Here is a 24,714-nt window from a genome sequence, read left to right as displayed (position 1 = left end):
GAAAACCTATGTCAAAATATAAAACAATACTGCAATCTAATAAAGACGAATTACATTCTTTATATGAAATTGCAAACCAAGATTCATGGAAACCAATTTATCATATCCACCCACCATTTGGATTAATGAATGATCCTAACGGTGTATCCTACTACAATGATGAATATCACGTTTTTTATCAGTGGTATCCATTTGGTCCCATTCATGGAATGAAGCATTGGGGGCATGTGAAGTCAAAAGACCTTATTAACTGGGAGCGTATGCCTGTAGCCATCATCCCTACTGAAAGCTATGAATCACACGGTGCATATTCTGGTAGTGCTATCGTAAAAGATGGCCTTCTTCATTTACTTTATACAGGGAATATAAAAAAGCCTGATGATTCCCGTGATGCAAAACAATGTATGGCAACAATGGATTCACAATATACGATGACGAAATATAGTAATAATCCTGTTATTGATATAATTCCTGACGGATATACAAAACATGTACGTGATCCAAAAGTCTGGAAACATAATGATATGTACTATATGTTACTCGGTGCCCAACGTGAAAATAAAACAGGAACTCTATTACTATACAAATCACAAGACCTATACAATTGGCATTTCCAAGGCGAAATTACAACAAATTTAAAAGAATTCGGATTTATGTGGGAATGCCCCGATTACTTCCAATTATCAGGGAAAGATGTACTTCTCTTTTCACCGCAAGGAATTGAAAAAGACGGCGAAAACTTTCACAATATATACAATGTCGTTTATGCCATAGGCCATTTCGATATTAAAAATTTATATTTCCATGTTGATTCCTATTACGAAGCTGATAAAGGATTCGATTTTTATGCCCCTCAAACTTTAGAAGACTCTACTAGTCGTCGCCTATTGTTTGCTTGGGCAGGATCAAGTGAAATCACATATCCTTCTGATGATTATATGTGGGCTCATTGCCTAACACTTCCACGTGAATTAACATTAGAAGATAACATCTTAAAACAAAAACCAGTTTCAGAATTAACAAAACTACGAACAACAAAAAAAGAAATTTCAGGAGATATAACAGCTGGATTAAATGTATTATCAACGCTTGATGATAAAGGCTCCTATGAATTAATTGTTACACTTAAAACAGAAGATGCAAAGCGTTTTGGGCTTTCTCTCTTCCACAATGAGGAGGAATGTTTCCCCATTACATTTAATCGGGAACAAGGTACTATTTCTATAGACAGGGGCAACTTCTACCATCAATTTGGCGGAGAATATGGATTTGAACGCTGTAAAAAAATCGATATTCAAGATACGATAGAACTACAAATATTTGTAGATAAAAGCATCGTGGAAATTTTCTTATACGATGGTTCAACAGTCTTTACGTCCCGAGTTTTTCCTCGAAAAGACATGAAACATCATATCGCAATCTTTTCAGATGCAAAACTAAACTTTATCATCACACAATATAAGCTGAAAAGAGGGATTGTATGAGAAATGTCTTTTGTATAGGTGAACTATTAATTGATTTTGTGTGCCGAAATACTAACGTTTCTTTAGTAAACGGTTCAGATTTCGAAAAAAAAGCTGGTGGAGCACCCGCTAACGTTGCTGCTGCGATTACAAAATTAGGTGGACACGCTACATTTATGGGGCAAGTAGGAAATGACCCATTTGGTGAGTTTCTTGAACAAACTTTACAGCGTGCGCAAGTCGATACATCCATGCTCATAAAAGATAAACAAACAACACTTGCATTCGTATCCATCGATCAAGATGGCGAACGTGATTTTACTTTTATGCGTGGTGCAGATGGTGAATATCAATTCAATAGCATTGATTTATCAAAAATACAAACGAATGATTTAATACATTTCGGTTCAGCGACAGCTTTACTATCAAGCCCATTAAAAGAAACGTATTTTCAGTTGTTACAATATGCGAAAGATAACGGCCATTTTATTTCTTTTGATCCAAATTATCGAAGTGCACTCATTACAAATACAGAACAATTCTCTCAAGATTGTCTAACCTTTATAAAACATGCACACTTCGTAAAAGTAAGTCAAGAGGAAGCTACTATGCTCTCTAAAGAGAGTGATTTACAACAAGCTGCACTCAAATTATTAAATTATGGCGCAAAAGTAGTAGCTATTACACTTGGAAAAGACGGTACACTTCTTGCGACAAATGAAGGTCAAACCATTGTCTCTTCTATTTCCATTCAACAAGTCGATACAACTGGTGCTGGTGATGCTTTCGTTGGAGCAATGTTATATCAGATTGCCCAAAGTGAACATACACTTTCGTATCATTTCAAAGACTTAACAGCGTTTATCTCCTTTGCAAATAAAGTAGGCGCTATCACATGTACAAATTACGGTGCAATTGCCTCTCTTCCATCATTAACAGATATAAAAGCATACGATTAATCGTATGCTTTTTTACATTCCCCTCCAAAAATCATGCATAATAAAAAAGTACAAAATAACGAGAACGGCCGTCCCGCATAAGGTAATGCGCCGATATATACTCTTCTCTCCTTCCCTCGCTTTCACAAACGCCCAAATAAATCCGAAGAACAATATTAAATCAACATATGGAACATAAAAAGAAAAGACGAGAAACGCATATAAATACACGATAAATAAACAGGTCGTTACTAAAAAAACTTTAAACGCAAATTCACTTTTCATAATATAACCGCCCCCTATCTGTACTGTATTATATTCAGCAAAATACAATAGTTGCAGTTAAACTCCAAGTATAAATAAGCTACCGTCTATAATACGGTAGCCATTACGGAACATTGTATTTCCGTTTATATATATTACTTAAAATCGAAGAAGGAATTTGCTCGTAACGAATTTTCTCTCCTGTTTCATCTATAATATACGAATTGTTTCCTATATAATATATTCCATCTTTTCGTTTTGAGTACACTGGATATCTTTCATTTGGCAATACCGTTTTCACTTTCGTTAACTGTCCATTTGGTTCTTGCCAATATATATCCGCGCGGTCTACTAGCGTTAGTACTCCAATTTGTTCTTCTTCTATTTTTCGACCATTCCAGCTCACAACGCGATAACCAAGCTTATTCGCTTCATATTCGGGGCTCGTATGAAAACGAGAAATGATTACTTTTGTTTGTAATTGTACTCTGTCATATAACCATTGTATATCCCTGTCATGCATGCGAATACAACCATTTGATTCCCTACTTCCAATCGTCCATTCCCGGTTCGTCCCGTGAATCGCATATTCATTCTTATCTAGTCCAAGCCACCTCGTACCGAGAGGGTTATTCGGTGCACCCCCAGGTATTTTTTTTCGATGGTATTCTTTATTTTTAAATTTAGTTATAATACAAAAGTTACCTTCAGGCGTAGGTGTACGATCTCTTCCAGTCGTTACTGGAAATGTTTTTGTATAATTTCCATTCTCAAAAAAAGACAACTGATTTGTCGTAAGATTCACTAATATTAAATGATCTGTATTAGCAAAAGCACTAACCGGTAGGATGAAAAATAATAGTATGACGAAACATAACTTTTTCAGCTATATCCCCCCTAGCGCTCACTATAATAAGTGGAATTAACATTACTTTGCTCTTATAAATGAAAACTATCCATTTACAATAACGCCCCCATTTACATGTATCATTTGTCCAGTAACATAAGAAGAATCACCAGACGCTAAATATACGTATGCCGGCGCTAACTCATATGGTTGACCAGGCCTTTGCATTGGGACATTGCTCCCAAACTGAGAGACTTTCTTCTCATCAAAGCTCGATGGAATAAGCGGTGTCCAAATCGGTCCTGGTGCAACACCATTTACCCGAATCCCTTTTTGCACTAACGATTGAGAAAGTGATCTTGTAAAAGCTACGATTGCTCCTTTCGTTGCGGAATAATCAATTAACGTTTCATTTCCTTCATATGCAACGATAGATGCCGTATTTATAATGACATCCCCTTTCTTCAAATGAGAAAGGGCTGCTTTCGTAACGTGAAAATAAGAAAAAATATTAATACGAAATGTTTTTTCTAGCTGTTCTGCTGTAATATACTCTAGCCCTTGCTGCGGATATTGCTGTGCAACGTTATTCACTAAAATATTTAAACTACCTAACTGCCGGGCGGTCTCTTCCACAATATCTTTACAATGCTGTTCATTACTCAAATCCCCCGGCAACAATACACACTTTACACCTTCTTTTTCAACACGTTGTTTCGTCTCTTTTGCATCTTCTTCCTCATCTAAATAAGCAATCGCAACATTTGCTCCTTCTTTTGCAAAAGCGATGGAAACTGCTCGTCCAATTCCGCTATCTCCTCCTGTAATTAACACATTCTTCCCTTTTAACTTTTCACTTCCTTGATAATTTGGATCTTCAAACTGCGGAAGGGGGCTCATTAATGATTCAATACCAGGCTGCTTATTTTGATGTTGCGCAGGCATTGTTATAAAGTTTTTTTGCTGTGGCATAGCTGCGAAAGGTTATCAAGACCTAATTTGTTAAAAGTCACGAAAATTAAAAGATGATACATGTTAGTCATGACTAACATGTATCATCTTTTATCTCTCATTATATTAGAATTTATAATTTATCGAGAAAGAAATTTTAACACTAGATGTACCTGTTCCGGCTCCCACAATTGCAATGGAATTTATATCATTCATCGTAATGGATCTACATTCACCTGGTGCAACTACAAATCCTCCAACAGCTGTTCCGTTTACAGTGAGAGCAGCTGTTGGTCCAACTCCAACTGTTCCGTTATTTTCCACCATAATTGTCCCATTTATTACAAAAGTAGTAGCATCATCCCAAATAGGTAAAGCGGTACCGCCGGTATCATCTAAAATAATAGTGCAACATACAGCATCATTTACACAGCATAATTGTTCAGTGCAGCAATTTCCTATTTGCGCCAACATGAACCCCTCCTAAATTTATGAACAAGATACACTATTATATGTTTGATTTTTCTATTTTGTTTGGACAATTAAATTTACGGTTTAAAAGAAGTTTTGTTAGAGATACATATTACGAAACCCTAATGATTGTTAAGGCAGCTCCAACCGATCCTCCAATCGACAGAAGTGTAGCAACTAAAAGAATACTACTAAATAATTGTAATTGGATTGTATCTCCAGCATTTAAATTAACTATAACATCATTGTTAAAAGCGGATACACTTAGAGCTGGTCTTAATATAGAAGCAGGAATAGGAGTAGTATTGTTTAATAAAATTCTTGAACCAGCACCAATACCTACTGCAGCTGTAGTATTAATTTGATAAGTAATATAATATCTCCCTGATTGAGGCACTGTAAAAGTGGTATTTGTACCATTGACTGTAAAACCATCTAAGTTTTGATTATTAGGAAGAGGAATACTCGTAGCGCTACCTAAAGCGACATTAATAACGCTACCAATTGTATTAGAGGCAAACATGGAGTTAGTGGTTACTGTTGGTCCAGTGGAACCTGTTGCTCCAGTAGGACCTGTTGCTCCGGTAGGACCTGTTGCTCCAGTAGGGCCTGTTGCTCCAGTAGGGCCTGTTGCTCCGGTAGGACCTGTCGCTCCGGTAGGACCTGTTGCTCCGGTAGGACCTGTTGCTCCAGTAGGGCCTGTTGCTCCGGTAGGACCTGTTGCTCCAGTAGGGCCTGTTGCTCCGGTAGGACCTGTTGCTCCAGTAGGACCTGTTGCTCCGGTAGGACCTGTTGCTCCAGTAGGACCTGTTGGTCCAGTGAAACCTGTTGCTCCAGTAGGACCTGTTGGTCCAGTGGAACCCGTTACTCCAGTAGGACCTGTTGGTCCAGTGGGGCCTGTTTTCCCACTAATACCACAACATCCAAGTGGTCCAGTGAAATTTAGTCTATTTGCCAATTTATAAACGCTCCTTTTTAATGAATAGTCCAATTAATTTATTAATAGTGTATGTCCTTTTTTAGATTGTGGACATGGATAAAATAAAAAACATAACAATTACAATAATTTGTAATTGTTATGTTTTTAGAAATAGTATTTTTCCTTATAACAATAATTAAGTTGTATTTGTATAGTACCCGCGACAAATTTTTGTGGAGTGAGAATTTCAATATATTTCAAATCTGATATAGTAAGAGATTGACAATGTCCTTTCGGGATAAACATTTTATAAGTTTTGGTTTTAGTATATAAAAACATTTGTAATTCTGAATCTGTTCCATAGTTATAAGAACTTGTTATAGTGGTAATATTATTTAGATGTTTTTTGCTTGTTTCCCATATGTTTTGAGGTGGACAATTTTGTGATAAACAAAAAGCTAAACAAAAGCTATCTTTTATCACTCTTGATTTTGTCAAATAATCGAAAACTGGAATTTCTACAAAAGTCAAACCACAAAAGTCAGCAAGATTTACAAATAATTTACTTTTTGTATGGAATAATTTTTTCACACAGCAAAATTTATTTAGCGGAAATTTTTGGTTGTGTTTATTTTCTATAATCGGAAATGGAAATAATAATTCCAGCAAGGCACAATTTTTTTTAGTATCTACTGCTTTGACTATAAAAAAAGGAGTAGTAAATTGGCCTTTCTTAGTGTTACCTGCTAAGGTTAATAATTTTCCATCATAATTAAATAAACAAAAAGGTGGCGTAGTTTGCCATTTTGCAGAATGAGGAGTTTTGTTAATTTCTACAAGTTTTTCTAATTCTAAAGCAAGCCATCTATTCATTTTTAAATCATCCCTTAAAATTTCAACTGTCTTTTGACGAAAACTAAATTTCATCAAAAGACAATGATAGGTACAAAACATTGTAAAAAATATAATATTTTCGTTACAGTATATGTTATTCAAGAAATTTAAACACAAATAAAATTAGGGCTAATATTAATAAAGGTATTCGAATTATGAAATAAAATAATATGACCCTATAAAGATTTAACTAATAGTAGAATTTCTAGTATGAAATAAGTATTATAATTAAATCTGAGTTTCGTAAATGTGCTTTAAAAATAAAATCTCTTTATCTTTTTATATCTGTTTATATATATCTCCGTATGCCACCTTTAGTTGATTTCTCAGTTGTTTATTTTCTTCTTCCATTTTTTTCAGTCTTCGCTTCAACGATTCAATAATTACATCTCTATTGCTATCACTTATCTCACGTTTTATTTGTTTCGATGTAAGGATTTTCGCTTGTTGTTGGCGTAGGATTTCAATTCGTTTACGAAATTTCTGATTATTATACAGGGTTGCTTTAGCGATACCTGCCTCATTTGCTACGCTATTAAAATTAATATTCTGATTGGCTCGTAAGAGCCTTTGAATCGCTTCATCAACCTTTTGAGAAGTAATTGCCTTTCTGGATGCATGAATTGCTTTTAACTGCTCTGTACGATCATAACTAGTCATGTTTCACACCATACTTTCGTTTTATGCGATTTTGTCGACCAAATATAATATTCCCTTCTCGAATATTGTTTAAAATCCTTTGATATCGGTGTAAATTTCGTTCATGCTTTTCAATCATATCTTCACGATTATGCTGTTTAGCTACTTCTACAGCTCTTGCTGTTGTTTTTATGTGTAACTCATATTTTTCAATATCCAGTTCTGAAAATCCAATAGCCAAGTCTTTGCAAGGGCTACCACTATTGCATGTCAAACAAGGTGGAGCTTCCATATGTGGACAATCTCCTTTTAATCGTGCATGACACGTTCCATAAGGATTATCCATTGCATTTAGTTTATGCTCTTGCCAGAGTGCTTGTAATATATCCTTAGGAATATCTTCACCAGCATTAATTTTTTGTACCTCACCGTTCAAGTCAAAGCTGAAGACTCCTTGATTTATAACAGATTCGAATGCTTTTCGTTTAGTTTCATCTAATAGCTTAGCATATCGTAAAGTCATTTCGGGGGAAGCATGAGCAAGTAATTCCTGTACCGTTAAAATATCTGCACCTCCATTCAATAACTTTACAGCATACGTATGACGAAATTGGTGGGTCTTAAAACGAAAGATATCACCATTTTCATCTACAATATTTTTCTTTTTTGCTAATTCATTCAAATGTTTTCGAATCCATGCTTGTGTATAGGGCTTACCTTTTCGTATCCCTTGATATCGTACAAAAATGTATTTTTCTGGATTATTATCTTGTGTGCTATTTTCTTTGGAATTTGAAATTAAAACCGAAAGAATTTTTGCGAGCTCCTCATCAATTGGGATTCGATGACCTTGTACAAACGTTTTTTCAATATCAGTTACAATAGAATATTTACCATTCAATTGTACAAGGCAATCTGTTGTAAGTTCTAATACATCTGAAATGCGAAGGCCTGTTTTAAACGCTACCCATACCACCGGTATGATGTCTTTATGTAGTTCGTTAAGATGAGCGAATAATTGTTCCAGTACAAAGTCAGGAATATAATCAATTTGCCCATAGGGCTTTTTTTTCACTTTTGGTTTATCTCCTGGGAAAATTAATAATCTTACATTTGTAGTTGGGGCAATGTCGTATTCGTATTTTTGAATATCTCCTAAAAACTTACTGATAATCTTTAAACCTTCTGATATATATCTTTCTGGATTTTCAATTTTTTTATTTTTGGTATCTTCATGAAACCATTGAATATATAGCTCCATGTGAGATCGTTTGAGACCTTTCAAATCATTCCATGTTGGTTCTAATGAAAATATGAAAGAAAAAAATTTAGTTAAAGTTCTTGAATAAACTCTTGCTGTAGCGAATGAAAGATCTTGTCGTCCCATTAAACGTTGCTTAATATACTTTTTGGTACTATGTCTTATTTTCATTGGTTCTATTCCAGTAAAATCAAGAAAATGTGCGGTTAAACTTTTGCTGTAGTATATCCCATATTGGCTATGTAATATCCGTACATCCCAACGATCTTTTTCCCATTCATTACGCGAATCTGCTAACACCAAGAAGTTGGAATGAATGATACGAAAATAGGTTGCTGCGGGGGATTTATGTGTATATTCGTCGAACATTGTGGTCTTTGATGTCTTTGTTGTGGGAATTCCATGTTGTTCTAACCAAAACAACCATTCCCGTTCAGCCCTCTCCATATCCAAATCAAATAAAGAGGGAAGGTAAGGGTACTTTTCGTTAAGAAAAATGGATAATTTCGTTAAAAGTGCGGCTTTTTGATTAAAACCGCTACTTAGTGCCCACTGTTCTTTGAATAATTTTTGATACCATACATATTTTATTTCAAGATTAACAGTTGGACTATTTATTCGAAAATGTACATTTCGACGTTTCCCCTTGTAATTATCCGCCATTTTCCGAAATTGAGGGATACTTTTTAAAAATTTGATATTCCAATTGTTATTCATTAAAAAATAGGGATTGTCCACACGGTTAGTGGTAACAGATCCATCAGATTGGATTGTTTTTTCTATATAACTAGAAAGCTCATACTTCAATCGTTCATGAAAATTTACTTCTCCTATATTTATTTGTCGTTTTCGCTTCATATTTACCACCTTCAGCTTTTTTCATCGATTTTAAATGCATATTGTGCTTTTTCCCAATCCTTACGGATATCTTCGTCCGAAGGATGGAGATACAAATTCATTGTTGTTTGAATTTGAGCATGTCCTAGTCTCTCTTGTACTTGTTTGATGTCCTTTGTCTCTTGGTAGTATATGGTGGCATGTGTATGTCGTAACAAGTGAGGATGAATATCAATTTTTGTTTTCTTTCGCAATCGTTTAAAGAGGGATTCTACATCGCTATAATTCATAGGTCTACCCATATTTCTTCCACGTAGCTTAATAAAGACAAAGTTTGTTTCAATATCCAGTTCATCAATAATTTCATATAGATAATCATCATACAAATCCATAAGGTGTTGTGATACAAATATCTCTCGTTCTCCTGTTTTGAGCTTTGCACCATTCTCTAATTCTCCTCGATCCCTCAAGCGAATCCGATGTCCTTTTTTGTAGTCAAATATAAAGTCTTCCAAATATAGAGAAAGAGCCTCTCCAATACGTAATCCCGTTTCAAACAAAAGTTGAATAAGAAAAGCATCTCGTATATTTGTAGTAGCTGTGAAAGTTTGTCGCACTTGCTCTTTTGTTAGTATTTGAATTCTTTTACGAGGCTCTTTTACTTTTAATACATTCCGAATAGAGGGCTTATTCTTATTAATATGATGTAGAAAACTCTTATATCGTGTTCTTCCTCCTGCATAAATCTGACGCATTAGTTTTTCATTCATGTCTTTTGATATTTCTTCGTTACGGTATAAATAATCATAGAAATTTGTAACAGCAGTAACGGTTAAGTTTACTGTTTTTTCAGTCTTTTTTGATTTCACAGGAGTAATAGATGCTACATTTAAACTAGTATACGGATGACGTAACCAACCAACAAAATCTGCTAAGTCTTCTAGTTTTATTTCTTTGTAATTTTTCTCGGTTTCTCTTAAATATAAAAAATATTGTTTTAAGGCATAACAGTATGTCTTTTGAGTATTCCTACTTTTACCTGTACTGTCCAAATATTTGAGATACTTTACTACTGGAACAATCGGAATCCCTTTTTCATCAATTAGCATATATTTCTTACTGTTCTCAAGCAAAATCTCTTGTACACGCATAGAATTCCTCCTCTAGATTTCATACTGAATCTTACAATTATTTTTACACCTACCTTATAGAAGTTATCCTCCGGTTACAAAACCCACCTTACATTTTAAACATAACATACTAAATTACTAACATATAGTTAATCATTATATAATGTGATAAAAAAGAATAATAGGCTCGTATATTAAACATACTATTCGCTTTTTATTATAGTAGAGTTAACTTTCAACTCCTTTTCCTTAGCATGTGCACAATAAAAAGCTGAAATTCACACATCGGTTTACGATTAATATTCGAATTTAAGACACAAAATATGAATTGTTATAAACTTTTTATGCAAAACTATTGCAAAATAGATAAAAAACGAATATTATATATAACTGTTGTGAAAATTATTCGTAAACAGAAAGGATGTTTATATGTTTAACCTTTCAAAACATAAAACTTCTATTAAAACTGAAATTATGGCAGGTATTATTACCTTCTTAACAATGGCATATATCATTGTCGTAAACCCTGTTATCCTTGGAGATGCAGGTGTTCCATTTGAACAAGCATTTACAGCAACAATTATTGCTGCTGTTGTCGGAACATTATTTATGGCAATCTTTACAAACTTACCAATCGCAATCGCGCCAGGTATGGGATTAAATGCTTACTTCTCTTACTCTGTTGTAAAAGCGCATGAAGGCATGACTTTCGCAATTGCATTCTCTGCTGTATTCGTAGCAGGTATGATTTTAATTTTGCTATCATTTACATCTTTCCGTACAAAATTAATGGAAGCAATTCCTGAAAACTTAAAACATGCAATTACTGCTGGTATCGGGCTATTTATCGCCTTTATCGGTTTACGTTTAACAGGTATCGTTACAAAAAATGATGCAAACTTAGTTGGACTTGGTGATCTTCACTCTGCTCCAGTTCTACTAGCATTAGCTGGACTTGGAATTACTATTATCCTTATGTCTTTAAATGTAAATGGCGCACTATTTATCGGTATGCTATTAACTGGTATTATCGCTTTCTTCACAGGACAATTAACATTCTCAAACGGTGTTACATCAATGCCTGGATTACCAGAAGGAATTATCGTTTCAAATCCAATTACTGCTGTATCTGACGTAATTAACTACGGATTATACGGCGTTGTATTTTCATTCTTCCTTGTTACATTATTTGATACAACAGGTACATTACTTGGGGTAGCTCAACAAGGTGGATTTATGAAAGACGGAAAACTCCCAAAAGCTGGACGAGCTCTTCTATCTGACTCATTCTCAGCAACTATTGGTTCTATGTTCGGAACGACACCATCAACAGCTTACATTGAATCATCTGCTGGTGTTGCAGCTGGTGGTCGTACTGGTTTAACAACTGTTACAGTAGCTGTTCTATTCGCACTAGCAGCATTCTTCGGACCATTAGTAAGTGCTGTCTCTGGTGTATCAGCTATTACTGCTCCATCATTAATTATCGTTGGTAGTCTTATGATGGGTTCAGTTCGCCACATCGATTGGGACACATTTGATGAAGCATTCCCAGCATTTTTAGTAATCTTAAGCATGCCTCTTACATCAAGTATCGCAACAGGTATCGCACTTGGATTTATTTCATATCCACTTATGAAAGTGGCAAAAGGTAAATTCCGTGCTGTTCACCCACTTGTATATGTATTTGGAATTTTGTTTGCTTATCAATTGATATTCTTACCACATTAAAAAAGTAGAGCATCGAAATCCGATGCTCTACTTTTCTTTTACAACAATCATTCAAACTATAAAGGCACCTCCAAAATATGAAGAAGGTTATAACCTTTTAATACTTCTCTTCTACCTTTAATTCTTTACTATACTTTTGAATGAAAACTGATGAAATAACCATTACTATGCCCACACTAAAACCAATAAGTTGATCTATTAACATTTCATCATGAATAAACCAGCGAAGTAAAAATACGCTACCAAAAATAAACATCATAATAAACCCAGTATGCCTAAGTCCTTTATAGACATTTTCCATATGTATCACCTCTTCACATAACATTATCCATATTATACCATACAACCATCAAGTAACCGTATCGTCCTCTGACAATATGCAGCTACCTTTTGATCATGTGTAACAACTAACACTGTTTTTCCTTCTTTATTAATCTCTTGTAAAATACTCATAATTTTCTCCCCATTTTCTTGATCAAGAGCACCAGTCGGTTCATCAGCAAGTATAATTTTTGTATCTTGTGCTAAAGCCCTTGCTATTGCTGTTCTTTGCTGTTCTCCTCCTGATAACTCGTAAGGATATTTGTTAATATGCCTCTCAAGCCCTACCATTTTCAGCATTTCTTTTGATATTTGCATACGTTTCTTATGAGAAATTCTTCTATATATAAGCGGAAGCATTACATTTTCAACAACTGTATAATCATCTAATAGCGAAAAGTTCTGAAACACAAATCCAACTTCCGTGTTTCTATACTTATGATAATTTGACTTGAATGTACTCGTATCCATTCCATCTAAAAAATACTTTCCAGTAGAGGGGCTATCAATTAAGCCAATAATGTTAAGCAAGGTTGATTTCCCAGAACCAGATGGTCCCATAATGGCTATCATTTCGCCTTTTTCTATTGTAAGATTAATATCTTGTAAAGCACTAAAATTACTCTTTCCGTATCCCTTAGCCACATTTGCGAGCTGAATCATCTATAACACCTCTTTCATATATGTATTTTTTATTTTTAGTACATTGAAATAAATGATTGCATATATAACGAGGATCATTACAATTGATAAAGCACCTATAACAACCAATGATTCTATAGAGACTTTTAACGTTCCAAAGAAAGATACTATACTATTTTCTAGCCCTTTCTGAATTTCAATTACTCCGCTATTCTCCCATTGAAAATACATTATGCCTATACATATCGCTAAAACGAATAGCAACATATACTCAATAATAAATGGAAGACATATTTGAAAAGTGCTTGCACCTAACGCTGATCTAATAGAAATATTTTTACGCTCCATATAAAGTGCTGCCATTGATGTTAATACAATAGATAGAAATGAAAAAAATAAGACTGTACCGCTTAATAATAAGGGGTATGACATATTATCAATACCTTGTTTTTCGTTTTCTAACAATTTATTCGGATTTGTAACATAATACGAATAACCCTTACCTTCTGTTACCTTTAATACTTTCTTTTGAAGTTCATTTATATTTATCTTATCATTTGTTTCTATAATTAACCCATTGTATAAAAGTTCTACACTATAGAACTCTATTTCTTCTGTTCCAATTGGTAAAATCGCCATGTCATCTAATAATGTAATACGATTATCCGATATTTCACCACTTCGAGGATATGTAAATGGTGAATTTTTTTCTAAAAAACCAATTACTTTTAGCTTCATTTTTCCAGATGGTATAACATCACCAATAGATACCTTTTCTATATAATTAGCCCCTAATATAACAGGTCTAATATCAAATACTGATTTATGAAATTCCGATTCCTCAAAATATCTTCCTTGTGAAATTCGTATACGAAAGTACTTATTAATATCTTTATCAACAATAAGAGTCTTTATCGTTCCATTTTCTTTTTTTAAACTAAGTGAATAGTTACGGAACAGATAATTAGTTTTATTTGTTATTGGTATCATATTAGATAACCCTTGCATGAAATGTTGATAATCATTTTTCGCTTTTTCTTCGCTAAACAAGGTTATATCTTGCGTCGCATAAAGTTCATAGAAATTTTTATGAGTCGATAAATTATTTGCTACCGTCATCATTTTTCGATATCCCGAAAGATTACTAACAAATTCTATTGCTGAAGAAAATGCAATAATTAAAGAAATTACTATAATCAAACTTGGTAACAACCGTTTTTTCACAGACCGTATAGAATCAAATATAAAAAACATGACGACCTCCTACGTTCTTAAATGTTTTCCGGGATATATATTTATAATGTGCTTGATTGGAATTACAGTAACAAAAATTGTAAGAAAAATTATAAAAATAACATTGCATATCAATACATATAGTGTTAACGGTTTTACTAAGTATGTCTGAAAATAAGTATGAATTGTTCCCGAAAATATTTCTAACGTAATAAAAACTAAGAACATCGCTGCTAGAGAAATAAACAAAATTTGAATATATAGTTCGCAGTAGATAGATATATTAGAAGCACCTACTGCTTTTTTTAATGAAATCTCTCTTTCTTTTTTATAAATCCAAAATAAAACCGCAGAAATGCCAGAAACAATTGCAACAAGAATAAATTTATAATAATACTTATTTGCTGGATCTATATGTGTCACATGTAGTTCTTGAAGATCTCGTTCATTCAGCATTTGAACATCTCCCGAAAGCACTTCTTTACTCCTACCCATAAACTTTTTTATTTCGTTATGAATAGATGATGTAGGATTAACAACTGTTAATTGTAATTGTTTACTCTCGATAATACCTTTTTTAGATATAGTAGGTAAGTTTTGAAGTGGAACGTATATGCCTGCTACACCGACGTCACTGTCTTTTCTTGATATAGTTCCTATTTTTTTATATGTATCATCAAATTCATATAACTCCTCTACATTCGTTTGATCGCCAACAACCATATCGTTTACATTTTCACGATGAAAATATTGTCCTTCAGAAATATATGGCTTCCAATAATAATCATCTTTTAAATTCACAGCTATGATCTTTGTTGCCCCTGAACTATTTAATGCTTTTAAATGCTCTACATAAATATCACTTTTAACAAAAGTATCTTGTATGAAAGGAATTATCTCTTCCAATTCAGTTGCATTCGCTATCGGAACAGTTAAAACTTGGTTCTTCTCTGGAAAACCGATTTGAAAAGCCGATATAAAGTTTCGTTTAGACTCTGTTAAAAGTGCGGCTATTGATATAGAAAGAAAAGAAATAAAAAATGACATAAGGAGAATTAAGAAAAACAGTTTATTGCTTTTTATATTTTTAAAAGCTAGGTACATGTCTGTGCTCCTTTTAAATAAGAAGGAGATGATGAACATCCCCTTCTCCTTATCTAAATATTTATAAAGACAACTGTTTAATGCTTTTTACCACTGTAATCGTAAGTTACCATTACTATCAAAAGTACCTTTGTGTGTATCTTCTTGATAGTCATTATTCTCATTTGCATAATGCTCCGAGTATAGTCCTTTTGCACCAAAGGCGTTATATGCACCATTACTCACAGTTGCGTTTAATGCTCTTCCAGATTCATGGGATCCTAATTTGTCTGAAGCGCTTTCAATATATGAATTATTTCCATTTGATTTAATAAAAGAAATTGCTACTGAACAACGAGATGCATTTTGATTCGTAGTAGTTTGAGCTCTGTAAGATAGTAGGTTACCGCTTTTGTGACCGCTTAGAGTTGGATAGAATGCACTTGTTGAGATTGATGTTGCTAATAATACTAAAGTCGTAATTGAAAAAACTTTTCCTTTCATTAACAATCACCTCATAAATTTAATAGTTTAGTAGCGCTACATCATCATAATATCCTTCAAATAAATTCTCCTCAACAAGAAACCCCGATGTTTTACAAACTCTTTAAACACTTAAACATTCATACATTTTTAAAAAGTAACGGATAAGCAAGCAATACAAAAAAAGGCTGCAGAGAACTCCCTCTCCGCAGCCTAGTACTTATTTTTGCAAAAACGCCTGCAAATCTGCAAACTGTCTCTTTGCATCTTCATAGCCTTGCTCATATAAATTTTGTAGTTTTGCTGTATCTTTTTCCATACGATCTACTTGAAGCGGCACTTCTGGGCGAATAACAAATAAATTACCCGCTTGTTCTTCTTTTTCGATGTAGTGAAGTGTTTCATTATACACTTCATAACGATTTAGCATCGTGTTAACAAGATTCGGATATTTTTTATAAGCTTTCGCAGCAACCCATCCAAACTTTGATTTTTTCTTCGCGTAGCCATGATTTCTCGTTAAAATTACGACTGATTTTTTAAATCCATCTTCCTGTGCTTTACGAACTGGAATCGGATCTGAAATCCCACCATCTAATAATTGCTTACCACGGTAATTTACTACTGGTGCAATGAAAGGCAATGAACTAGACGCTTGTAATAAATTTAGCGCATCATCATTCGTTCCTTCTTTTTCAAAATAAACAGATTGCCCAGTTTCACAATCCGTCGTTCCTACAAGGAAACGTTCTGGGCTATTAAAGTATGTTTCAAAATCAAACGGCACATGCTTTTCTGGAATTTCATGAAAAATGAAATCCATATCAAATAACTGCCGTTTTCTCCATAAGTTTTTATACGATAAATATTTCGGATGTGATGCATAATCAATATTGACCGTTTTATTTCTATTTCTTTGTCTGGAAAGATACGACGCTGCATGACAAGCACCAGCTGATACACCAATTACATATGGAAAATATAAATCTTGTTCCATAAAGTATTCTAATATCCCGCCCGTGTACACACCACGCATACCGCCGCCTTCTAATACTAACCCCGTATTTTCAAGCATGTTACTCTCTCCTCTATATATATTGACTCTTTAATTATTCACCATGTTAAGTATCTTTTTCTATTATATATGAGTTCTTTCAGAAATTATATTTAAAAGACTTGAGAAAAAGGAGTTTTTTCTTCCAATTATATTTCCAAATGACCGGAGACATCCTTTATAAACCTTCGAATAAAATCTTGCTCTTCTTTCGTATATCCATCTAAAAGTAACAACCACTTTTCTTCAGCTTGCTTATGCAATTTTTCATGAGCTTTATATATTTTATTCCCACTTTCCGTTAAGCGGAAGAAGATTTCTTTTTGATTATCTAACATTTGCATCTTCTCAACGAATTGCTTTTGAAACAACTTTGTACAAATTTTAGAGATTGCTCCCTTCGTCATGCCCATTTCTGTCGTAATTGCCGTTACATTTATCAAACCATTTTTTCCGATACATTCGATTACATGTAACTCAGATAAAGACATACTACTTACACCTGTCTCACGAAGAAACTTCTCATTTTGTCGTTTTAAATGTTCTTCTTTTTTATGCAAAAGTGTACGAATGTCCGACAGTATTTCCATTTGCTTCGTTGCATGCTTCAATCCGTTCGCCTCCTAAGTTTCCGAAGAAACAATTTAACTATATACCATTTTAAAATTATTTTTTCATCTTTACAAGTGAGAAAATCATGTTAAAATAAATTTAGTTTCCTAGGAAACTAAATTACAAGGGGGTTAACAAGATGAAAAAATCTAAACTAAATTTCATTTTATATGTTATCTGTATTAGTGCCTTATTCGGTTCCTTCGCTCAAAATATTTACACACCTATCTTACCGATGATTCAAAATTCTTTTCATACTTCTCTTTATCTTGTAAATGTAACAGTTTCACTTTTTACATTCGTTCTTGCGATTATGCAGCTCATATATGGCCCTTTAATTGATACAAAAGGGAGAAAATCTGTCCTTATTCCTAGTTTAATTATTAGTACGATTGCTTCAATCGGATGTGCTTTTTCGGCAAACATTTATTTATTTCTCTTTTTTAGAGCTGTTCAAGCTATAGGAATAGCGGCTATACCTGTAGTTTCAGCAACGATTATCGGCGATTTATTTGAAGGAAAAGAACGCGGAGAAGCGATGAGCCTATACCAAATGTTACTTGCCCTCGCACCTGCAATGGCTCCTCTCATAGGTGGTTATCTTGGCAGTATAAATGGTCACTTATCTGTATTTCTCTTTTTATCTACACTTGGCATTATCTTATTAATGATAAACATTTCACTACTTCCAGAAACAAAGCCAAATGTAATTAAGCAGTCTAAAGCACAAAAGAATTACTCTCTTATCTTAAAAAATAAAACTGGATTTTCTATTACTCTTATTGGCTTCATTCAATTTTGTATTTACTTTTGCTTTCTCGTTTTTTTACCGAGTATTTTAACAAATTCATTTCATTTAACTGTAAATAAAATTGGTCTTATGTTTGTACCAATGTCTCTTTCTATCATGCTAGGAAGTTTTTACTACAAGTTTTTGCAAAAACGCCTCACAACAAAGCAAGCTTTATTTATTACGAGTTTCTTCAATATTATATGTGTCGTTTTATTCTCTTTCACATATAGCATCAATATCCCCTTCATCATTATCGTTACATCTTTGTACGGTTTTAGTATGGGACTTTCTATGCCAACTCACACTACTTTATTAACAGAAGAATTCGTACAAGAACGTGCAACAGCTATCGGTATATACAACTTCATCCGCTATCTTGGTATGGGTACAGGGCCACTTATAGGTGGATTTCTTTTATTTAACCAAAATTACTTTTGGATTTTCTTCCTAGGCGCAATTATGTTTTTACTTGTAATCTTATATGCAATGAAAATGCTAAGTTTTCATGCTGTACAAAAATTAAAATAGAGCCCCCAAAATGTCGGCTCTATTTTACCCTCTTTGATCCGCAACAATATGAATATCAATATACTTTGTTTGTCTCATAATTTCATTTACAATAGAGCCTTTTCGTATTTCTTCCCACCTTGTTCTTGCAGATTGTCCAAGTAAAATTTGCGTCACTTGTAATCTTCTTGCGACTTCAATAATAACATCCGCTGGTTTTCTCCCTTTCGCCTCTTCTAATACAAAACTCGCATCAAATTGATTGGTTAACGATTTCCACTCTTCAATCGTCTGCTTTTTTCCAGCTGAAATAGAATCTATATTTTCCCTCTCAACGTTTAATACGTACAATTCAGCATTTAACCGATCAGCCATGCGCCATCCCCGTCTTATTAATTTCTCCGCTGTTGAACTGTATTGTACACAAACGAGAATTTTTTCTTTTACGCCAATTGGTTCTATTACTGTTTGGCTAATTTTCTCGTCCATATCATCAGCAACTTCTCGAAGTGATAATTCCCTAAGTGCTCCTAAATTATTAAGTGTAAAGAAGTTTTGTAAGCTTTGCTGAATTTTTTCTTCTTTATATATCTTTCCGTCTATTAGTCTCTTCCTTAATACCTCAGGCGTTGCATCAACGAGCTGAATTTCATTTGCTTTTTGTAAAATAAAATCTGGAATTCGTTCTCTTACTTTTACATTCGTAATTTGAGCTACAATATCATGAACACTTTCTAAATGTTGAATATTAAAAGCTGATAATACCGATATACCAGCCTCTAACAATTCCTGCACATCCATATAACGTTTCTTATATTTAGAACCAGGAACATTACTATGAGCAAGTTCATCCACTACGACTACTTGCGGCGCGCGTTTTTTTATTCCTTCCACATCAAGCTCATAAAATACCTTTCCTTTATACTGTATTTCTTTTAAAGGAACTTTTTCTAAATCAGCAATTGCTTCTTCCGTCTCTTTTCTTCCATGCGTTTCAATTAAACCAATTACAATATCAATTCCATCTTTTTTCATTTCTCTTGCATCAAAGAGCATTTTATAACTTTTTCCTACGCCTGGAGCTGCTCCGACATATAGCTTTAACTTTCCGCGATTTTGCTGACGAATATATTCTAAATATTCCTCTGGCGTTCGCCTTTGAAACTTCGGTTCATAATCATCTGCATACAAAATAAACACTACCTTTCATTCGAAACAACGCTACCTCAATCCATTAGATTGAGGTAGCACTGTTACTATTTCATTAATTTCTGTAATGCCAAATTTAGCTTTAAGACGTTCACTCGATCTTCTCCAAATAAACCAAGCGCAGCACCTTCTGTTTGATCTTTAATCAATTGATTAAGTTTTTCTTTCGGAATATTCGTTAATTTTGAGATGCGATTCACCTGCACCGAGGCCGCCTTTGGACTAATATCAGGATCAAGCCCTGAACCTGAATTTGTCACTAAATCTATCGGTACTTCTGTAACTGGAACAGCTGGATTTTTTTCCTTCCAGTCCGCAATACTTTTCTCTACTCGCTTTGCTAAATCTGGATTAGATGGTGCATAGTTATTTGAACCAGATGCTTCAGCCTTATATTCAATACTAGAAACACGCCCTTGAAAATAACGTGGATCCGTGAAGTTTTGACCAATTAATTTAGAACCAATCACTTCATTTTTATCATTATATATTAGACTTCCATCCGCATTATCCTTCATCACTGCTTGTGCAATACCAGTAACAATAAGTGGGTATACAAGTCCACACAATACTAGAAATGTAAAAGTAATACGGATAATTGGTGATAGTATACTTTGTTTCTTCTCCATCTTTTTCCCCTCTTCCTTATATAAACAAGCCGACAATCATATCAATTACCTTAATTCCAATGAACGGAACGATAACTCCACCAAGCCCATAAATAAGTAAGTTTCGGCTAAGCAATGCATTAGAACTCATCGGTTTATATGCAATACCTTTCATCGCTAACGGAATGAGTAATGGAATAATAACAGCGTTAAATATTAATGCTGATAAAATCGCTGACAGTGGTGATGTTAATTTCATAATGTTCAATGCTTCCATTTGCGGAATCGCAAGTGTAAACATTGCTGGAATGATTGCAAAATATTTCGCTATATCATTCGCAATACTAAACGTCGTTAAAGCACCTCGCGTCATTAACAATTGCTTACCGATTCCTACAACCTCAATAATTTTCGTTGGATTCGAGTCTAGATCAATCATGTTGGCCGCTTCTTTCGCTGCTGTCGTACCACTGTTCATCGCTAATCCAACGTCCGCCTGTGCCAATGCTGGAGCATCATTTGTACCATCACCTGTCATTGCTACAAGTTTCCCTTTATCTTGCTCTGCTTTAATAACAGCAATTTTATCTTCCGGTTTACACTCGGCAACGAATTCATCTACTCCAGCTTCTTTTGCAATCGTTGCTGCCGTTAACGGATTATCACCTGTACACATAACCGTTTTAATCCCCATTTGGCGTAACTGTTCAAAACGCTCACGCATACCCGGTTTTACTGTATCCTTTAAATAAATTAAACCATAAATACGATTATCTACTGCAACTACAAGTGGTGTTCCACCCTCTTTTGAAATTAAGTCTGCTTTTTGATTTACATCTTTCGGAATTATTCCGCCTTGTGACTCAACCCATTCAATAACGGCACCTACAGCACCTTTTCTCACTTTTGTTCCGTCTTGTAAATCAACACCACTCATTCTCGTTTCTGCTTTAAACGGAACAAACTCACCTTGTTCTGCAAGTTCCCTATTGTATGATATAGATTTTCCCTGCACATACTCGATAACAGATCGACCTTCTGGTGTTTCATCTAAAACAGAACTAATAGCGGCCCACTTTCCAACTTGCTCAATCGTTTCATTTCCTACAGGCAATAATGTATGAGCCATCCGGTTCCCAAAAGTAATTGTACCTGTTTTATCTAAAATAATTGTATTAATATCGCCAGCAGCTTCTACTGCTTTCCCCGACATCGCTAACACGTTAAACTTTGTCACACGGTCCATCCCAGCAATACCAATTGCCGATAATAGCCCACCAATTGTCGTTGGAATTAAACAAACTAATAATGCAACTAGCACAGCAGTATCAATTTGAAACCCTAAATAATTTGTAAAAATCGGCAACGTCACAACAACGATCAAGAAAATAAGAGTTAAGCTCGTTAATACTGTATTTAAAGCAATCTCATTCGGCGTTTTTTGACGAGCAGCTCCTTCTACTAAAGAAATCATTTTGTCGATAAATGATTCACCAGGATTACTCGTAATGACAATTGTAATTTCATCACTTACGACCATCGTTCCACCTGTTACGGAACAAAAATCACCGCCTGCTTCTTTTATAACAGGAGCTGATTCCCCTGTAATTGCAGATTCATCTACAGATGCTAATCCTTTGATTACTTCGCCATCATTCGGAATCATTTCTCCTTGTTTTACGATAACAACGTCACCTTTTCTAAGATCAGTTGCTGAAACTTGGACAATGTCTCCATTTTCTTTTACTACATTTGCAAACACATCTTTCTTCGACTGCTTTAAAGAATCGGCTTGCGCTTTACCACGACCTTCTGCTAATGCTTCTGCAAAATTCGCAAATAAAACTGTAAATAATAGAATGAGAGAAACTGTTATATTAAACCAATCTGGTATACTACTAGAACTACTTGGAAGAAAAGATAAAATGAACGTAATGATAAATCCAATCTCCACAACGAACATAATCGGATTCTTTATCATGACTTTCGGATTCAATTTCGCAACGGATTGCTTCATCGCATGTGTTACGATATCACGATCCATCGTTTTCGCTTGTCTAACTTCATCTTCTACAGCATGTATTTGTGACTCATTTAATTGTTTTTCTTTTACTACTACCGGTCTCATCATTTACCCTCCATTACTTCAATGTAAGAAATTCTGCAATTGGACCGAGTACTAACATCGGGAAGAATGTTAATGCACCGACAATTACAATTGTTCCGATGAAGATGCCACCAAATAAACTATTATCTGTACGGAACGTTCCAACTGTTTCTGGCACTACCGTTTTTTCTTTCAGCGAAGCTGCCACAGCTAACATCGTAATTAAACTGAAGTAGCGTCCTAAAAACATAACTAAACCAGTCGTAATATTCCAAAACGGTGTATTATCTCCTAATCCTTCAAATCCAGATCCGTTATTTGCAGCTGACGATGTATATTCATATACAACTTGCGTTAAACCGTGGAAACCAGAATGAGAAATAGCATCCGTCCCTAAATTTGTTGAAAGAGCTAATGCCGAAAAGCCTAAAATGAGCAATGGATGAAATAAAATCGTGACCGCAATTAATTTCATTTCCTTACCTTCAATCTTTTTACCTAAAAACTCTGGTGTCCGTCCAACCATTAACCCAGATATAAACACTGCAATAATTGCATACATAATAATGTTTACAAAGCCTGCTCCAACGCCGCCATACACTGTATTTAACATCATATTTACAAGTGGAACTAGACCGCCAATTGGTGTTAACGTATCATGCATCGTATTAACAGCCCCAGTTTCAGCAGCTGTCGTTACCGTTGCGTATAGTGAAGAAAATACTGTTCCAAATCGTACTTCTTTCCCTTCTGTACTTCCTTGTACATGTTCGATACCCATTCCATTTAATGCCGGGTTCCCGTTTAGTTCAGATGTCGTAATCGTTATAAACCCTAGTAAAAATACCATAAATAGTGACACGAAAAGGATGCGACCTTGTTTTTTATTTCCTACCATTCGTCCGTACGTAAATGGAAGTGCTGTTGGTAATAACATCATAAGCATCATTTGCAAAATATTACTCATTTGTCCTGGATTTTCAAAAGGATGCGTAGAGTTTGCTCCGAAAAATCCACCGCCGTTATTTCCAAGTTCCTTAATAGAAACGAATGATGCAACAGGGCCACGTAATATACTTTGCTTTGCCCCATCAATCGTTTGTGCTGTAACCGCCCCATCTAACGTTTGCGGTACGCCAAGTGCAACAAAAACTAGTGCCGCAATAAATGCGATAGGAAGAAACACTCTCGTTAACGCTCTTGTAAAATCAACGAAAAAGTTACCAAGTTCTTTTCCAGCAAGTCCTCTTATAAAAGCCATAACGAGCGCCAATGTCGTTGCTGGTGCCGCAAACATTAAAAATGTAATCCCGATTAATTGTGATAAATAGGATAAACCATTTTCACCGCTATAATGCTGTAAGTTTGTATCAGCCATAAAACTAATCGCTGTATTAAAAGCGAGCGTAGGCTCCATCCCTTCAATATGCGCTGGATTTAGCGGCAACACACCTTGTAATCTGAAAATGAAATATACAATAACAATCATAAATCCGTTGAGTAAAACTAATGATAATGCGTACTGTTTCCACGTTTGATTGTATTCTTTTACACCCATAATTTTAAAAATAAGTTTTTCAAAAGGCCCGAATACTTTATCTAGCATTTTGCTACCTTGAAAAGCTTTTTCTAAATAAATCCCCATTGGCTTTGCTACTAAAATAAACAAGAGCATTATAATAATGACTGCAACCCAAATCATAATGAATGATTCCCC

At 34.5% G+C, this 24,714-nt stretch carries 24 protein-coding genes; 4 read left to right on the top strand and 20 right to left on the bottom strand.

The features are described from left to right. Positions 1 to 8 precede the first annotated feature (8 nt). Together scrB and MHB52_RS04030 are read left to right on the top strand one after the other, a co-directional pair. Positions 9 to 1,484, top strand: coding sequence for a beta-fructofuranosidase (scrB, locus tag MHB52_RS04035; protein WP_000049743.1), 1,476 nt, complete (start codon positions 9 to 11; stop codon positions 1,482 to 1,484). Next, positions 1,481 to 2,422, top strand: a complete 942-nt coding sequence (locus MHB52_RS04030; protein WP_001246642.1) for a carbohydrate kinase family protein — start codon at positions 1,481 to 1,483, stop codon at positions 2,420 to 2,422. The genes scrB and MHB52_RS04030 overlap by 4 nt, the downstream gene beginning before the upstream one ends. Positions 2,423 to 2,434: 12 nt before the next feature. Here MHB52_RS04030 and MHB52_RS04025 read toward each other — a convergent pair whose 3' ends face one another. From MHB52_RS04025 to MHB52_RS03985, 9 genes are all read right to left on the bottom strand, one after another. After that, positions 2,435 to 2,686 carry a hypothetical protein gene (locus tag MHB52_RS04025; protein ID WP_000834195.1) on the bottom strand — a complete coding sequence of 84 codons (252 nt, stop codon included), beginning with the start codon at positions 2,684 to 2,686 and terminating at the stop codon, positions 2,435 to 2,437. A gap of 103 nt (positions 2,687 to 2,789) precedes the next feature. Continuing rightward, a complete protein-coding gene (locus MHB52_RS04020) occupies positions 2,790 to 3,551 on the bottom strand; it encodes a L,D-transpeptidase (protein ID WP_033682769.1) in 762 nt (253 codons plus the stop codon). A 66-nt stretch (positions 3,552 to 3,617) separates the two neighbouring features. Further along, complete coding sequence (locus MHB52_RS04015) at positions 3,618 to 4,484, bottom strand: SDR family oxidoreductase (RefSeq protein WP_001136266.1); 867 nt, start codon at positions 4,482 to 4,484, stop codon at positions 3,618 to 3,620. 105 nt (positions 4,485 to 4,589) lie between these two features. After that, positions 4,590 to 4,934, bottom strand: coding sequence for a DUF3992 domain-containing protein (locus MHB52_RS04010; protein WP_017562367.1), 345 nt, complete (start codon positions 4,932 to 4,934; stop codon positions 4,590 to 4,592). Between the two features lie 112 nt (positions 4,935 to 5,046). Then, positions 5,047 to 5,892 (bottom strand): collagen-like protein, encoded by an 846-nt coding sequence (locus MHB52_RS04005; RefSeq protein WP_144557202.1) that lies wholly within the window; start codon positions 5,890 to 5,892, stop codon positions 5,047 to 5,049. A gap of 126 nt (positions 5,893 to 6,018) precedes the next feature. Next, positions 6,019 to 6,726 carry a CotZ-related putative spore coat protein gene (locus MHB52_RS04000; RefSeq protein WP_001082942.1) on the bottom strand — a complete coding sequence of 236 codons (708 nt, stop codon included), beginning with the start codon at positions 6,724 to 6,726 and terminating at the stop codon, positions 6,019 to 6,021. Between the two features lie 300 nt (positions 6,727 to 7,026). Continuing rightward, entirely contained in the window at positions 7,027 to 7,407 is a 381-nt protein-coding gene (locus tag MHB52_RS03995; RefSeq protein ID WP_000205101.1) for a DUF6262 family protein, read from the bottom strand. Next, positions 7,400 to 9,505, bottom strand: coding sequence for a tyrosine-type recombinase/integrase (locus MHB52_RS03990; protein WP_000824133.1), 2,106 nt, complete (start codon positions 9,503 to 9,505; stop codon positions 7,400 to 7,402). Before MHB52_RS03990 ends, MHB52_RS03995 begins: the two co-directional genes overlap by 8 nt. 11 nt (positions 9,506 to 9,516) lie before the next feature. Further along, complete coding sequence (locus tag MHB52_RS03985) at positions 9,517 to 10,635, bottom strand: tyrosine-type recombinase/integrase (protein WP_001265872.1); 1,119 nt, start codon at positions 10,633 to 10,635, stop codon at positions 9,517 to 9,519. Positions 10,636 to 11,043: 408 nt separating this feature from the next. Here MHB52_RS03985 and MHB52_RS03980 point away from each other — a divergent pair, with 408 nt between their 5' ends. Further along, on the top strand, positions 11,044 to 12,345 hold the full coding sequence (locus tag MHB52_RS03980; protein ID WP_000482711.1) for an NCS2 family permease: 1,302 nt from the start codon (positions 11,044 to 11,046) through the stop codon (positions 12,343 to 12,345). 97 nt (positions 12,346 to 12,442) lie between these two features. Here MHB52_RS03980 and MHB52_RS03975 read toward each other — a convergent pair whose 3' ends face one another. The 7 genes from MHB52_RS03975 to MHB52_RS03945 all read right to left on the bottom strand — a co-directional run bounded on the left by MHB52_RS03975 (position 12,443) and on the right by MHB52_RS03945 (position 17,772). Continuing rightward, positions 12,443 to 12,646: a hypothetical protein gene (locus tag MHB52_RS03975; protein WP_000432806.1), complete on the bottom strand. Its 204-nt coding sequence runs from the start codon at positions 12,644 to 12,646 to the stop codon at positions 12,443 to 12,445. A gap of 32 nt (positions 12,647 to 12,678) precedes the next feature. Further along, positions 12,679 to 13,329, bottom strand: a complete 651-nt coding sequence (locus MHB52_RS03970) for an ABC transporter ATP-binding protein (RefSeq protein WP_000615295.1) — start codon at positions 13,327 to 13,329, stop codon at positions 12,679 to 12,681. Beyond that, a complete protein-coding gene (locus MHB52_RS03965; RefSeq protein WP_016117188.1) occupies positions 13,330 to 14,562 on the bottom strand; it encodes an ABC transporter permease in 1,233 nt (410 codons plus the stop codon). Between the two features lie 9 nt (positions 14,563 to 14,571). After that, entirely contained in the window at positions 14,572 to 15,645 is a 1,074-nt protein-coding gene (locus tag MHB52_RS03960; protein ID WP_000280228.1) for an ABC transporter permease, read from the bottom strand. 87 nt (positions 15,646 to 15,732) lie between these two features. Continuing rightward, positions 15,733 to 16,128 (bottom strand): hypothetical protein, encoded by a 396-nt coding sequence (locus MHB52_RS03955; RefSeq protein ID WP_000676983.1) that lies wholly within the window; start codon positions 16,126 to 16,128, stop codon positions 15,733 to 15,735. Between the two features lie 199 nt (positions 16,129 to 16,327). Continuing rightward, positions 16,328 to 17,182 (bottom strand): patatin-like phospholipase family protein, encoded by an 855-nt coding sequence (locus tag MHB52_RS03950; protein WP_000892677.1) that lies wholly within the window; start codon positions 17,180 to 17,182, stop codon positions 16,328 to 16,330. 128 nt (positions 17,183 to 17,310) lie between these two features. After that, a complete protein-coding gene (locus MHB52_RS03945) occupies positions 17,311 to 17,772 on the bottom strand; it encodes a MarR family transcriptional regulator (RefSeq protein WP_016117187.1) in 462 nt (153 codons plus the stop codon). A 140-nt stretch (positions 17,773 to 17,912) separates the two neighbouring features. Between MHB52_RS03945 and MHB52_RS03940 the strand changes: the two genes are divergently transcribed. Next, positions 17,913 to 19,094 (top strand): MFS transporter, encoded by a 1,182-nt coding sequence (locus MHB52_RS03940; RefSeq protein ID WP_061664461.1) that lies wholly within the window; start codon positions 17,913 to 17,915, stop codon positions 19,092 to 19,094. A gap of 24 nt (positions 19,095 to 19,118) precedes the next feature. On the opposite strand, the gene kdpDN is transcribed toward MHB52_RS03940, so the two are convergent. The 4 genes from kdpDN to kdpA are packed head-to-tail and all read right to left on the bottom strand — an operon-like array spanning position 19,119 to position 24,699. Continuing rightward, entirely contained in the window at positions 19,119 to 20,273 is a 1,155-nt protein-coding gene (gene kdpDN / locus MHB52_RS03935; protein ID WP_001999108.1) for a KdpD-like non-kinase potassium sensor, read from the bottom strand. Positions 20,274 to 20,329: 56 nt separating this feature from the next. Continuing rightward, positions 20,330 to 20,911, bottom strand: coding sequence for a K(+)-transporting ATPase subunit C (gene kdpC / locus MHB52_RS03930; RefSeq protein WP_016117185.1), 582 nt, complete (start codon positions 20,909 to 20,911; stop codon positions 20,330 to 20,332). Between the two features lie 16 nt (positions 20,912 to 20,927). Further along, entirely contained in the window at positions 20,928 to 23,018 is a 2,091-nt protein-coding gene (gene kdpB / locus MHB52_RS03925) for a potassium-transporting ATPase subunit KdpB (protein ID WP_001247997.1), read from the bottom strand. 13 nt (positions 23,019 to 23,031) lie between these two features. After that, positions 23,032 to 24,699: a potassium-transporting ATPase subunit KdpA gene (gene kdpA / locus MHB52_RS03920; RefSeq protein ID WP_061664462.1), complete on the bottom strand. Its 1,668-nt coding sequence runs from the start codon at positions 24,697 to 24,699 to the stop codon at positions 23,032 to 23,034. Positions 24,700 to 24,714: the final 15 nt, after the last annotated feature.

Source organism: Bacillus sp. FSL K6-0073, from assembly GCF_038006085.1.
GTDB classification, from domain to species: Bacteria; Bacillota; Bacilli; order Bacillales; family Bacillaceae_G; genus Bacillus_A; species Bacillus_A cereus.
Note: the sequence above shows the minus strand (reverse complement) of the source record. Positions and strands in the feature narration are given on the sequence as shown.

What these genes read in the sequence shown, in the direction of transcription:
- MHB52_RS03970 (WP_000615295.1), bottom strand. Translation starts at nt 13,329, where the DNA reads ATGATTCAGCTCGCAAATGTGGCTAAGGGATACGGAAAGAGTAATTTT.
- MHB52_RS04025 (WP_000834195.1), bottom strand. Translation starts at nt 2,686, where the DNA reads ATGAAAAGTGAATTTGCGTTTAAAGTTTTTTTAGTAACGACCTGTTTA.
- MHB52_RS03955 (WP_000676983.1), bottom strand. Translation starts at nt 16,128, where the DNA reads ATGAAAGGAAAAGTTTTTTCAATTACGACTTTAGTATTATTAGCAACA.
- MHB52_RS03995 (WP_000205101.1), bottom strand. Translation starts at nt 7,407, where the DNA reads ATGACTAGTTATGATCGTACAGAGCAGTTAAAAGCAATTCATGCATCC.
- MHB52_RS03980 (WP_000482711.1), top strand. Translation starts at nt 11,044, where the DNA reads ATGTTTAACCTTTCAAAACATAAAACTTCTATTAAAACTGAAATTATG.
- kdpA (WP_061664462.1), bottom strand. Translation starts at nt 24,699, where the DNA reads ATGATTTGGGTTGCAGTCATTATTATAATGCTCTTGTTTATTTTAGTA.
- kdpB (WP_001247997.1), bottom strand. Translation starts at nt 23,018, where the DNA reads ATGAGACCGGTAGTAGTAAAAGAAAAACAATTAAATGAGTCACAAATA.
- MHB52_RS03990 (WP_000824133.1), bottom strand. Translation starts at nt 9,505, where the DNA reads ATGAAGCGAAAACGACAAATAAATATAGGAGAAGTAAATTTTCATGAA.
- MHB52_RS03985 (WP_001265872.1), bottom strand. Translation starts at nt 10,635, where the DNA reads ATGCGTGTACAAGAGATTTTGCTTGAGAACAGTAAGAAATATATGCTA.
- MHB52_RS04030 (WP_001246642.1), top strand. Translation starts at nt 1,481, where the DNA reads ATGAGAAATGTCTTTTGTATAGGTGAACTATTAATTGATTTTGTGTGC.
- MHB52_RS04015 (WP_001136266.1), bottom strand. Translation starts at nt 4,484, where the DNA reads ATGCCACAGCAAAAAAACTTTATAACAATGCCTGCGCAACATCAAAAT.
- kdpC (WP_016117185.1), bottom strand. Translation starts at nt 20,911, where the DNA reads ATGGAGAAGAAACAAAGTATACTATCACCAATTATCCGTATTACTTTT.
- MHB52_RS03975 (WP_000432806.1), bottom strand. Translation starts at nt 12,646, where the DNA reads ATGGAAAATGTCTATAAAGGACTTAGGCATACTGGGTTTATTATGATG.
- MHB52_RS03950 (WP_000892677.1), bottom strand. Translation starts at nt 17,182, where the DNA reads ATGCTTGAAAATACGGGGTTAGTATTAGAAGGCGGCGGTATGCGTGGT.
- MHB52_RS04000 (WP_001082942.1), bottom strand. Translation starts at nt 6,726, where the DNA reads ATGAATAGATGGCTTGCTTTAGAATTAGAAAAACTTGTAGAAATTAAC.
- MHB52_RS03940 (WP_061664461.1), top strand. Translation starts at nt 17,913, where the DNA reads ATGAAAAAATCTAAACTAAATTTCATTTTATATGTTATCTGTATTAGT.
- MHB52_RS03965 (WP_016117188.1), bottom strand. Translation starts at nt 14,562, where the DNA reads ATGTTTTTTATATTTGATTCTATACGGTCTGTGAAAAAACGGTTGTTA.
- MHB52_RS03960 (WP_000280228.1), bottom strand. Translation starts at nt 15,645, where the DNA reads ATGTACCTAGCTTTTAAAAATATAAAAAGCAATAAACTGTTTTTCTTA.
- scrB (WP_000049743.1), top strand. Translation starts at nt 9, where the DNA reads ATGTCAAAATATAAAACAATACTGCAATCTAATAAAGACGAATTACAT.